We start from the raw sequence: 12,156 nt of genomic DNA, 5'->3' as shown, positions 1-12,156 counted from the left end.
CATGAGCGACACGATCCTCTCGGTTCACAATCTCGTCGGCGGCTACGGCAAGATGACCATCCTGAACGGCACGACATTCGCCGTGCCGCAGGCCACCATCACCACCATCATCGGCCCGAATGGCGCCGGCAAGTCGACCGTGTTCAAGGCGATCTTCGGCCTGTTGAAGCTGCGCGAAGGCAAGATCACATTCGCCGATCGCGATGTCACGAACTTGAGCCAGCGTGCGCTGCTCAATGCCGGCATCTGCTACGTTCCACAGGGCCGCAACATTTTTCCGGAGCTGTCGGTGCGCCACAATATCGAGCTCGGCGGCGTCGCGGCGGCGAAAGACATCGATCTACAGGCGCGCATCGAGGCTGCGCTCGACCTGTTCCCGGCGCTGCGGCGCAAGTCGGCGCAGCAGGCTTCCACGCTGTCGGGTGGCGAGCAGAAACAGCTCGAGATCGCGCGCTCGCTCCTGCTCGAACCAAAGCTCGTGCTGATCGACGAGCCCTCGATCGGCCTGTCGCCGCTGATGGTGCAGCAAACCTTCGATATCCTCAAATCCTTGCGCGACCGCGGCGTGACGATCTTGATGATCGAGCAGAACGCGCGCTCGGCGCTGGAGATCTCCGATTTCGGCATCGTGCTCGAGCTCGGCCAGACCCGCATGGTCGACAAGGCCGAGCGCATCCTGAATGACCCCCGCATCGGCCAACTCTTCCTCGGCGGCGCGATGGAGGAGAGCTCGGCATGAGCGAGGCCGTCAGCGAAGCCGCGCGCACCAGACAAATGATATCGCCGGGCCGGATCATGGAGCAGGCAGAATGAATAAACGCTCGATCGCAACGGTCTCCCTCTCAGGCACGCTGGACGAAAAGCTCCGCGCCATCGCGTCGGCCGGCTTCGACGCCGTCGAGATTTTCGAGAACGACTTGTTGTCGTTCGGCGCGAGCCCGCGCGAGGTGGCGCGCCTCTGCAAGGACCTCAATCTCGAGATCTGCGCCTTCCAGCCGTTCCGCGACTTCGAGGGCATGCCGGAGCCGCAGCGCTCGCGCAACTTTGCCCGCGCCGAGCGCAAGTTCGATTTGATGCAGGAGCTCGGCACCGACCTCCTCCTGATCTGCAGCAACGTCTCGCCGGCTTCGCTCGGCGGCATTGACCGCGCCGCGGACGATTTCCGCGAGCTCGGCGATCGCGCAGCAAAACGTTCTCTCCGCGTCGGCTACGAGGCGCTGGCCTGGGGACGTCACGTCAACGACTACCGCGATGCCTGGGAGATCGTGCGCCGTGCCGACCATCCCGCGATCGGCGTCATTCTCGACAGCTTTCACGCACTGGCGCCGAGCTTCCCGACACGCGCGATGGCCTCGATCCCCGGCGACAAGATCTTTCTGGTGCAGCTTGCCGATGCGCCGAAGCTCGAGCTCGACATCCTCTCCTGGAGCCGGCATTTCCGCTCCTTCCCCGGCCAGGGCGACCTGCCGGTCGGCGAATTCATGGAGGCGATCGCGGCGACCGGCTATGCCGGGCCGCTGTCGCTGGAAATCTTCAACGACCAGTTCCGCGCCGGCTCCGCTGCGCAGACGGCGACCGACGGCCTGCGCTCGCTGATCCTGTTGCAGGACCAGCTCGCGGCAAAATGGCCGAAGCTCGCCGACAAGCAACTCGCGCCAAATGCGAAGACCCGCGGCACCGGCTTCGTCGAGTTCGCTGTCAACGAGACCAAGGCTGCCGAGCTCGCCGGCCTGTTCTCGCAGCTCGGCTTCCGCAAGACCGGCAAGCACCGCAGCAAGGCGGTGGAACGCTGGACGCAGGGCAAGGTGGAGCTCGTGATCAACTGCGAGACCGACGGCTTTGCGCATTCGCACTACGTCACGCATGGTCCCGGCGTCTGCGCCATTGCGCTCGACGTCGACGATTCCGGCCGCGCCATGGCGCGCGCGGAAGCCCTGAAAGCGCGCACCTTCTATTCTCCGGTCGGTCCGGGCGAGTTGGAAATCCCTGCGATCCACGGCGTCGGCGGCAGCCTGCTCTATTTCCTCGACCAGGCCGGCAAGAACTGGGACACCGATTTCGAACCGGTCGCAAGCAACGCCGGCACCGATCAGCTGCTCGCGGTCGACCACATCGCGCAGTCGATGCCCTATGACGAAATGCTGTCCTGGCTCTTGTTCTACACCGGCATCCTCGATCTGACCCGGCTGCCACAGATGGAGATCGCGGACCCCCGCGGCCTCGTGCAGAGCCAGGCGATCATCAATGGCGACGAGAGCCTGCGCTTCGTGCTCAACGGCTCCTCGGCCAACCGCACGCTGCCGGCGCGCTTCATCTCGGAGTTTTTTGGCTCAGGCGTGCAGCATATCGCCTTCTCCTGCCAGGATATCTTTGCGACGGTAGCCGCCATGCGCAAACGCGGCGCAGAGTTTCTGGAAATCCCCGACAATTATTACGACGACATCGAAGCCAAATACGATCTCGCGCCCGAGGTGATGGCGCAGCTTCGCGAGAACCAGATCCTCTACGATCGCGAGGGCGACGGCGAGTTCTTCCAGGTATACACTCACATTTTCGACGAGCGCTTCTTCTTCGAGATCGTCGAGCGGCGCAACTATCAGGGCTTTGGCGCAGCGAACGCCGCGATCAGGCTCGCCGCGCAAGCACGCGAGGTGCGCCCCTCGAGCATGCCGCGGATCTGAGTGGATGCAGCGCGTTTGGCGCTGCACCTGATGGCGACAGCAATCGAGCTCCGACTACCCGCCGGCCTTTTCACGATCTTCAGCAGGCGTCAGCGCGGCATTCCACTCTCGATTGGACAGGTTTCCGACGAGGTTCGATAGCTCGACCGCAAGCGCACGAAGCCGTGCATTCTCCTCAAGGAGCCGCAGAACTTCATCTGACGGCGATTCATCGTCGTCAAACTCTTCGAGAAGCTGTGGTGACAAGCGCCCGAACGCATCATTGGACGCGACATCGTCCGCAGTTGAAATGACTTCCTGTTTCTCGCGGCGCTGCAAATACTCGCTAGTCATGGCAAATCCCCAGAACACGCCCCGAGCCGTATTCGAAGGAATTCACTGAGTCGCCGGCGGATTTGAGTCTGAAATCGGACCAGCGCAAGGTCTCGTGGCGCGCCGCTTGAATCAATCTTCGCGCGATACATTGGGTGGCGCGCAACCTCTGATCTAAAAAACGTTTAATGAGCGCTTAATGCTTTTGCGCAACTAATGGGTCACCAGCGCGAAAGTACGTCTTAGTCATAAGTGCGAACCGAACTCCGTCCCCGAGGAGTCGAATCGGATGGGACTGCTTTTCATTGGCGTGCTGGCCGGAATCTTGATCGGCTTTGGCTTCTTTGCGCCCTCCCAGGGTTACTTCCTGGGCTGCGGCCCGCAACCCTGTTTTGACAGAGTCGCAATGGCTCACCCTGCGGCTGTGAAGCCTGCTGCACTCGGGCCGGATCCGTTGATTGCAAGAGCGAGTCCAGCGGCCGCGGCAAGATCGGACAAAACACCGTTGGAGAAGAAGCGCGGCAACAACAATGTGGCCAGAGCAGCACCTCCGGTGACATGGAACCGCGTCTCGCCATCCAACTCAGCCGAGGGAGCTTCTGATTCCGTGCTGAACAAGGCAAAGGTTTCGATCGCAGCAAAGATGGAAGATCCGGACTCTGCCGAATTCAGCGATATGAAGCGGGCCGTTAGGAAGAACACACTGGGGCGCTCCGTGGACACCATTTGCGGGCGCGTCAAAGGGAAAAATGCGTCAGGCGAGGAGACTGGAGAAAGGCCCTTTCTCTATCTCGTGAAGGAGAACGATGCCTACGTCGTCGACGGGCCAGCAAATTCGGCGGCGGCGATCGCTTATCGCAACATCTGTAACTAGAGCGTGAGGTGCAAGCGAACCGAACGTCGCGGAGGTTTGCGCTCGATCGAAGAGCGGAGTGCGATCGCGAGGCGCGCGACCGTGCGATGAATTACGTGGAAAGAATTGCGTGGAAAGAACTTCCTGGCAACTGAACTGACGGCTGCGCCCCGGTCCAAGGGTGCGCAGGCAGGACCGCAAGATGAAATTGAAGCATTGGCTCGCCGATGCGCAGCGCGTTGCGGTCGCGGAATTGGTGAGGTGAGCTTACAGAGTTCTTTACATTCGAGGACATTATGCACGATCAGGTTCATTCCGCTGAACGGCTCAACGAATCCCTGCAATTGCCCGTCCTGGTGCTCATCGAGCCGCTTACGCTCACGCGCACCAGCATTCTGAGTATTCTCAGGCGCGAACTGGCGTCGCTCGAGATCGTCGACATGGCGACCACCCAGGGACTGGATTGCCTGCCTGGACAGGACGTTCGTCTGGTCGCGCTGAGCATCTGGGACAAGCCGCCGGACGATCGCACCGTCGAGGACGATCTTGCGCTGGTCGCGGAGTGTTGCCCAAACGCTTCCATCGCCCTCATCTCCAATCGTGATGACGAGGCCACCGCACTGGCCGCAATGCAGCGGGGTGTACGCGGTTTCTTTTCCACGTCACTTCCCATCGAAGTCGCTGTTGCCGGTCTGCGCCTTGTTCTGGCCGGCGGGGTCTACAGACCACTGCCGGTCATCGAGTTGAGCAAGGCACCCGGGCTCGACCAGGCATATCCTCGCGCGCTTGGATCAGCGTACTTAAATGGTGAGAAAAGCACGACCGACAGGAATACGACCGATTTCACACCTCGCGAGCAGCAAGTGCTGACGGAGCTGGAGCTTGGTCTGCCCAACAAATTGATTGCCGCCAAGCTGAACCTTTCCGAAAACACCGTCAAAATGCACATTCAGCACATCATGCGAAAATGCGCTGCCCGCAACCGCACCGAAGCGGTTCTCCGCTGGAGCGGTCGATTGTCAGCACATGGCCGCGACACCGAGACGAACGCGTCTTCGATTCCCGAGGCATAGGTGCCGCGCCGCGATGCTCAATCCTCGCGGAACGCGCCATGGAAACTGTCGAGCAAGGGCCTTAGCGCGTAGAGCGCGACGGTGCCGCGCCCTGTCGTGATGAAAACCTGAACCGGCATCCCCGGAATGATCTGAATGTCGTTTGCGGCGATCTGTGCGTCGTCGACGCGAATTTTCGTCGCGTAGTATGGCTGGTCGGTCCGCTTGTCGAGAAGCCGGTCGGCCGACACATGCGTCACGATTCCTTTCAGCCGCGGCACACGACGCTGATTGTACGGCACGAGGTGCACCTCGGCATTCAGGCCGGGATGAACCACATCGATGTCCTCGGGCCTCAGACGGGCGGTGACGATCAGGCGATCCTGCCGGGGCACCAGATCCATGAGTGGAGCCCCCGCTCCGATCACGCCTCCCGGCGTATGAACCCGGAGGTCGGTCACCACGCCGTCCTCGGGCGCCTTGATCTCCGTTCGCGACAACTGGTCCTGGGCCGTCGGCAAGCGCTCGCGCAGCTGGAATATCTGGTTCTGTGCCTCACGCAACGCTTGTACGATCTCGTTCTGCCTGTCGCTCTCGAGCTTGATCAGGTTTGCCTGCGATTCACTGATCACTAGCCCCGCACGTGAAATCTGCGCGGCGATCTCGCCCCGACGCCCTTCAATGTCCGCCAGTTCCCGCTGAAGATTCAAAAGGCGCGGTCGCCGCTCGAGGCCCTTGCTGACGAGGGTGGCGACCATGTCGAGCTCCTCCCTGGCGATATCGATGCGCTGCGCGACCGCGGTCTCCTGGGCCTTGAGGCCCTCGATCTCCTTCTCGACCTGGCCTCTTCTTTCTCGAAGGACCGTCACCTGCGACTGAAACACCTTCCGCCGAGCCAGAAAGACGGTCTGCTGCGCCGACAGAATGGTGGCCGCGGCCAGGTTCGCGCTGGCAGCCCGCTCCAGCGTGTCCGAAAACGAAAGCTTCTCATATCCGCGCTGCTCGGCTTCAAGCCGGGCTACACGTGCCATTGCATCCCACAGCTGGCCTTGAAGGCTTTGTACCTCGGCACGAGCTCTGGTGTCGTCGAGCGCGATCAATGCCTGACCGCTGCGCACGACGTCGCCATCTGAAACCAGAATCTTCCCGATGATGCCGCCCTCAAGATGCTGGATGGTCTTGCGGCTCGATTCCGATTCCACGACACCGGAAGCGATCGCCGCGCTCTCCAGCGGAGCCAGGCTGGACCACACACCCAGCCCCAGCATGAAGCAGACCACAAGCAGGTTGCCTGCGAGCGTCACGCTGCGGAGCCTCGTGCGTGGTGAGATCGGTGTCGGGGCCGTGCACCATGGAAACTCAAGGGGCTCGTAATCGTCGATTGCGGTAATCACGACTCCAAACCTTCGCCCCGCGGGTGGGGTGCGCAGGGGCACGCGCGCTTTCGGTTTCCGGATCATGGGCGAACCGGCTGTCCCGGCACCTTGGCGGTAGCCAGCGCGCTCTCGGCTGGCGCGACTTGCGATATCACCTGGGGCCTGCTCAGATGCCGCTCGAAGATTTCCTCGCTTTCGCCGAACGCGATGACCGCGCCGCCTTCCATGATGGCGATCTTGTCCGTGGCTCCGAGGATACCCATCCGGTGGGTGACCACGACCACCATGACATTGGCGATCTTCAACTGCTCGATGGCGTCTAGCAGCATCCGCTCCCCTGCATAGTCGAGGCTGGCGTTCGGCTCGTCGAGAACGACGAGGCGCGGGTTGCGGAAGAAGGCCCGAGCAAGGCCGAGGCGCTGGCGATATCCGCGAGAAAAGGCCGCGCCCCCGCTGGGAACCACGGTGTGGTAGGCTTGCGGCAGCCGCATGATCGCATCGTGGATGCCGACGAGCTTGGCGGTCTCGACGATCTCCCGTGGATCGGCATCGTCAAGCCGCGCGATGATCTCGTTTATCGTTTCGCCGAGGAGATTGATGTCTTGAGGCAGGTATCCCAGGTGGCGACCGCCTCGTCCCTCGCGGAGCAGCGATACGTCGGCACTGTCGAGCAAGACGCGACCGTGCGTCGGCATCGTAAGTCCGGCGATGACTTGGCCAAGCAGCGACTTGCCCGAACCGGATGGACCGATGATGCCAAGGCATTCGCCGGGCGCGAGGCTGAACGAGACGCCCTTCAACAGAAAGTTGTTGGAGCTGGGCGGCTTCAGGCTGACCTTATCGACGACCAGGCCGCTCGGCGGCCGCTGGGATGAGAATTCTGTATTCACTCCCGCGGCCGGGATTGCCGCGAGCACGGCGTCGAGTCGCCGATAGGCCTTCATGGCCGTCGCGAGTGATTTCCAGCTTGCGATCGCACCTTCGACCGGAGCGACGGCACGGCCAAACATCAATGTCGCCACAAAAATGATTGCCGGGCTCTTGCCGTAGTCGATCACCAGCCACGCTGCCGCTCCCATGATCGCGACCTGCGACAGCGCGCGTAACGGCTTGGTTGCGAGCATCACGAGCGCGCATCGCGAGAGCGCAACGTCGTGCTCTCTGCGCGCTTCCTGTGCGTCGTTGTAGATCAGGCGCGCTGTGCCATCCATCATTCCCATTGCGCGGATCAAGTGAATATTGCCGATCGCCGCTACGAGCCGGCCGTAGCTCTTGGACAACGCGGCGCCGGACTTGACCGTAGCATCGTCCGTGAGCAGGTCGGCTGCAAGCGTGAGGCCGAACAGCAGAACCACGCTGCAGGCTCCCACGACCCCAAGCAACGGATGGACGAGAAAAAGGACGCAGAGAAAGAAGGGTGTCCAGAGCGCATCGAACAGCAGCGGGCACGCGCTGGATTCGACGAACTGGCGCAGAGCCGTGAGATCCCGATATGCGTCCGGCGACTGGGCCCAATCGCCGCGAAAGGCGGATTCGAGGCACGCGGAAAGCACGGAAGGACGAAGTCGGTCTTCAACCCATGCGCCGAGGCGGCCCAACAGGACGCGGCGCAAGGCATCGAGCACTCCACCGACGACGACCGTCAGCGCAACGATGAGGGTGAGCATCAGAAGCGTGTCGCCGCTCCGGCTCGACAAGACCCGATCGTAGATCTGAAGCAGGTATATTGACGGCGCAAATAGCAGCAGATTGTAGCTGCAGCTATACGCGAACACGAGACCAAGCGGGGCCACGCAGGTCCAAAGTGCAGCTTCCAGCGAAGTCCGGGCTGGTGGCAGAAGCGGTGTTCGGAGGGGCGGCATCAGCATTTTTTGTCACCGCCGGAGATTGGGTTTGGCCTCACGCCGCCCGTCGATCGGACGCGACGACGAACCATTGGCTGAAATTCCGGGACCGGCGGCACGCGCCGCCGGTCCCCGCCACGCGACGAGCAGCTGGTCAGAGCGCGTCGAAGTGGAAGTCCACCTCTCCACCTAGCGCGGCGTTGCCGCTTCCACCGTTACCGCCGATACCGGCCACCACATCCTGGTGCTGGTCTACCCAGAGCTTGTTGATCTGAGTGGCGTCCGTATTGGCGTAGACCTTGGAGGTGTCGTGGCCGCTGTCCGAACTCTGGCTTCCGTTCGACGTAGCGGTTCCGCCATGGGCCTTTGCGAACCATGAGGCGGTCGCGTTCGCGCCGCCCGCCTCCCAGTCCGCCGTTTGCTTGACGTGATCGCCAGTGTTGACGTGCACGTCGGCACCTTCCGCCTTGTTGGTTGGGTCGAAGGTGAGCGTCGGCTTGTTGATAATGGCTCCCTTGGAAGTACCGTCACCGCCGTTTCCGACACTTTGACCGCCGGTGTCGATCGATTTGAATCCGATTGAATCTGAAATGTTGATCGCCTTGGGCATCATTTGGAGACTCCCTGCGTTTGTTGACTTGCAAGCATCATCCGTCCCGATCAGACGGATACGCTCAGCAACTTTGGTCCGCGCACGTAGGGCGGCGATAGATGTCAAATCGGACACCATCCGGTTTGGTAGGCCTACGCACGAAAGTATGCCCCTTGTGATGCCACCTTGACGCCGCGGACGTCAGGGCGCGTCCGAGTGCTTGCGTGCGTGGCGTCTCGACAAGGCCGGCCGCGTCGCACGTCGGCGCAAGTCTCGCTACGCCGTCAGGTGGAGATCCGACAGAAGATGTGTGGCAAGATCGCCGCCCAGCGCGAGATTGCCGTGGCCGCCGTCGCCGCCCACTCCGGCGATCTGTACCGCGCTCTGGTCGATGTGCACGTCGTTGGTCTGATCGGCCACCGCCGTCGAATGCGGGCCGGCGATCGCAATATTGATGGGAGCATAGATCGCGACGCTGACGTCGATCAGGCTCCCCGAGGAATGGCCGCTCCCGCCATTGCCGGCGCCGTTGGCTCCGGTCGCAATCGCATCGGAGCCGCCCCACAAGCTGTGAGAGACAAGGCTGCCGCCCATCGCAACGTTTCCGTTGCCCCCTTGCCCGCCGATACCGGCTATCTGAAGGGCGGACTGATCCACATACACGCTATTGGTCTGGATCGCGTAAGCGCTGGAGTTGTAACCCGCGACCGCAATGTTGATCGGGTCATACAGCACGAAGGACGTATGAACGAGCCCTCCATGGAAGGAACCATCTCCGCCATTGCCGGCCTGGCTGCCACCCGTCTCGACCAAGTGCCAGGCGTTTCCGCCGTTGCTTGATCCCCAGGCGGGATCGAGCGTGATGACGCTGCCGCCGCCGGCGACGTTGCCGTTTCCGCCGCTCCCACCAACACCTGCGATCTGGACGACCGACTGATTGATATCGACCGCATTCGACTGGCTTGCGTAGGCTGTGCCGCCTGGGCCAGCCACCGCAATATTGACCGGATGGTAGATCACGACGGGAGCGTCAACCAGCGCGCCGGAGAAATAGCCGTCGCCCCCGTTGCCAGCGCCGCTGCCGCCAGTCGCGATCACGGCGGAGCCGGTGGAGGCGACGCCGACGCCGCCTCCTGACGCGATATTGCCGTTGCCGCCATCTCCCCCGACGCCCGCCATCTGAAAGGCGGATTGATCGACATTCACGTCGTTGGTTTGCTCGGCCAGGGCAACGGAGCCGTATCCGACGGACACCGATATGTTGATCGGTTCATAGATCAGAATGGAGGCGTGCACGATGCCTCCATAGGAATAGCCATCTCCGCCATTACCGGCCGCGGTGTCTCCGCTTTGGACCGAAGCGAGGCTTTGGACCGAACCGAGGCCCGGATTGCCCGATCCAGATCCGGCTCCAGCTGATGGAGCGGCGTGGTGGCTATCGGGCTCGGAAGACACGGCGTCGTGCCGGCTCATGATTCCGGTGGGAGAGTGCGCCTCGTGGCTCGCAAACCAGAGCCGGCCATGGGCGCCAGCTCCATCGTCTCCGAATGTCGGCATGGAGGAAGGCGCAGAGTCCCTCGATGTGGAAGCGAACCTGTCATAGCCACCATCGTCCACGTGATGGTGGTCGCGGTGAAGCGGTACGATCGCGTCCGACGGGTACCGGAAATTCATGTCGCCTCCCTCGTCGCAACCGGACGGGCCCTCTCCCCGACGTCAAGGAGTGTCAGCCTGGGCAGGTCAAAAGCCGAGTCGTCAATTCGAGTGCAGCGATTCGAATGGAGGACCTCAGATCGTCTACACCCGTTTGGCAGCGGACAGCTTTTCCGAGAGGTCGTATCGACGACGCGATGGGTGTGAAGGCCGTCTCCGCGAGCAGACCGCAGGTGTAGGTCTTCGCCTCGCCCCGCCTGCGGCGAGAAGCCGCAATTCACGCAGCAGGAATTGCGGGTGACGGGAACTCACCGCGCGTCGAACTGTCAGCGTGATTGCGGAAACAACCCCTCACCCCACCCCCTCCCCGCGAAGAGCGGAGAGAGGGAGAGGCCAGGCCTCACTTCATCGGGCACTTGTCGTGGAAGCGGTCCTGGTCGTCCTTGACGATGGTGGCGACCGTCTTCAGCGCGAGCTGGCCGTCGGCGTCCTTCACCACGTCCTGGAGATAGAAGTTCTGGATCGGGATGTGGTTGTTGCCGTACTTGAACGAACCGCGCAGCGACTTGATGTTGGCCTTTTCCATCTCGGCCTTCATCGCGTCCTTCTTGCTGGTGTCGCCCTTCACCGCCACGACCGCGCTGTTGATGAGCTGGGCCGCGTCGTAGGCTTGCGCTCCGTAGTAGGTCGGGCGCAGGTTGGTGTACTTCTTGCGGTAGTCGGCGACGAAGCGCTTGTTCTCCTCGTTCGGGAGATCGTTGACCCATTCCTGCGCGCCAGGGATACCCAGCGCATTCTCCTTCTGGAGCGGCAGCGACAGCTCGTCGACGGTGAACACCGTGTAGAGCGGAATCTGGGTCTTCAGGCCCGCCTGTACATACTGATTGAGGAACTGTACGCCGGCCGCACCGGGATAGAACACGAAGATCGACTCGGCGCCCGAGGCGCGGGCCTTGGAGAGCTCGGCGGAGAAATCGAGCTGGCTCGGCCACACCGTATATTCCTCGCCCTTGATCTCGCCCTTGAAAGTGCTCTTCACGCCCGCAAGCATGTCCTTGCCCGCGGCGTAGTTCGGCCCGATCAGGAAGACGCTCTTGACGCCCTTCTGGTTCATGTACTGGCCCATCGCCTGCGGCGTCTGGTCGTTCTGCCAGGAGGTCGAGAAGACATAGGGAGAGCACAGCTCGCCGGCGAGCTGCGACGGGCCGGCATTGGCCGAGATCAGGAAGGTCTTCGAGTCCACCGCGGTCTTGAGCGAGGCGAGCAGCACGTTGGACCAGATGTAGCCGACGATGAAATCGACCTTGTCGGACTGCACGAGCTTTTCGGTCTTCTGCTTGCCGACATCGGGCTTCTGCTGGTCATCCTCGTAGACCACCTCGACCGGCTTGCCGTCCATCTTGCGGCCGAGATGGTCGAGCGCGAGCTCGAAGGAGTTGCGCATGTCGTTGCCGATCACCGCGGTCGGGCCGCTGAAGGTCGAGACGAAGCCGATCTTGATGGTGTCGCCGGCCGATGCCGGGCTTGCCAGCGCGAGCGCAGCCGCACCCGCCAGCCAGAATGCCGTCCTCATAACCACTCCCCTCCTCGCTTTCATTGCCCCGAAATGGCGGATGGCCCGCTTCCGGATCGTTCTGTTTAGGACGCAAAATCGTGAGAGCCGTCAATGGCTCAGCGCCCGCCCCTGCACCATAATTCGCCCCCATCCCGGATGGCAAGAAATATAGTTCTACTCACTTTGGCGAGGACTGCGGCGCATGTTCGCGCCCCCTTCGATACCCCGGCTCTATTCC

At 62.2% G+C, this 12,156-nt stretch carries 10 protein-coding genes; 4 read left to right on the top strand and 6 right to left on the bottom strand.

The window, feature by feature from the left end; translation table 11 throughout:
• The first annotated feature begins 1 nt into the window (after position 1).
• Positions 2 to 739, top strand: coding sequence for an ABC transporter ATP-binding protein (locus NLM33_RS32200; RefSeq protein ID WP_254102259.1), 738 nt, complete (start codon positions 2 to 4; stop codon positions 737 to 739).
• A 70-nt stretch (positions 740 to 809) separates the two neighbouring features.
• Positions 810 to 2,681 carry a bifunctional sugar phosphate isomerase/epimerase/4-hydroxyphenylpyruvate dioxygenase family protein gene (locus NLM33_RS32195; protein ID WP_254102257.1) on the top strand — a complete coding sequence of 624 codons (1,872 nt, stop codon included), beginning with the start codon at positions 810 to 812 and terminating at the stop codon, positions 2,679 to 2,681.
• 54 nt (positions 2,682 to 2,735) lie between these two features.
• On the opposite strand, the gene NLM33_RS32190 is transcribed toward NLM33_RS32195, so the two are convergent.
• Positions 2,736 to 3,014 carry a hypothetical protein gene (locus tag NLM33_RS32190; protein ID WP_254102255.1) on the bottom strand — a complete coding sequence of 93 codons (279 nt, stop codon included), beginning with the start codon at positions 3,012 to 3,014 and terminating at the stop codon, positions 2,736 to 2,738.
• 268 nt (positions 3,015 to 3,282) lie between these two features.
• Here NLM33_RS32190 and NLM33_RS32185 point away from each other — a divergent pair, with 268 nt between their 5' ends.
• Entirely contained in the window at positions 3,283 to 3,867 is a 585-nt protein-coding gene (locus tag NLM33_RS32185) for a hypothetical protein (protein WP_254102253.1), read from the top strand.
• Positions 3,868 to 4,142: 275 nt separating this feature from the next.
• Positions 4,143 to 4,919: a response regulator transcription factor gene (locus tag NLM33_RS32180; RefSeq protein ID WP_254102251.1), complete on the top strand. Its 777-nt coding sequence runs from the start codon at positions 4,143 to 4,145 to the stop codon at positions 4,917 to 4,919.
• Positions 4,920 to 4,936: 17 nt separating this feature from the next.
• Here NLM33_RS32180 and NLM33_RS32175 read toward each other — a convergent pair whose 3' ends face one another.
• The 5 genes from NLM33_RS32175 to NLM33_RS32155 all read right to left on the bottom strand — a co-directional run bounded on the left by NLM33_RS32175 (position 4,937) and on the right by NLM33_RS32155 (position 11,936).
• Positions 4,937 to 6,358: an HlyD family type I secretion periplasmic adaptor subunit gene (locus tag NLM33_RS32175; protein ID WP_371930006.1), complete on the bottom strand. Its 1,422-nt coding sequence runs from the start codon at positions 6,356 to 6,358 to the stop codon at positions 4,937 to 4,939.
• Complete coding sequence (locus NLM33_RS32170; RefSeq protein ID WP_254102247.1) at positions 6,355 to 8,142, bottom strand: type I secretion system permease/ATPase; 1,788 nt, start codon at positions 8,140 to 8,142, stop codon at positions 6,355 to 6,357. Before NLM33_RS32170 ends, NLM33_RS32175 begins: the two co-directional genes overlap by 4 nt.
• A gap of 130 nt (positions 8,143 to 8,272) precedes the next feature.
• The gene (locus tag NLM33_RS32165; protein WP_254102245.1) at positions 8,273 to 8,731 is read right to left on the bottom strand and encodes a hypothetical protein; all 459 of its coding nucleotides are present in this window, start codon (positions 8,729 to 8,731) and stop codon (positions 8,273 to 8,275) included.
• 255 nt (positions 8,732 to 8,986) lie between these two features.
• A complete protein-coding gene (locus tag NLM33_RS32160; RefSeq protein ID WP_254102243.1) occupies positions 8,987 to 10,006 on the bottom strand; it encodes a hypothetical protein in 1,020 nt (339 codons plus the stop codon).
• Positions 10,007 to 10,763: 757 nt separating this feature from the next.
• Entirely contained in the window at positions 10,764 to 11,936 is a 1,173-nt protein-coding gene (locus NLM33_RS32155; RefSeq protein WP_254102241.1) for an ABC transporter substrate-binding protein, read from the bottom strand.
• Positions 11,937 to 12,156: the final 220 nt, after the last annotated feature.

It is taken from the genome of Bradyrhizobium sp. CCGUVB1N3, assembly GCF_024199925.1.
Lineage (GTDB): Bacteria > Pseudomonadota > Alphaproteobacteria > Rhizobiales > Xanthobacteraceae > Bradyrhizobium.
Note: the sequence above shows the minus strand (reverse complement) of the source record. Positions and strands in the feature narration are given on the sequence as shown.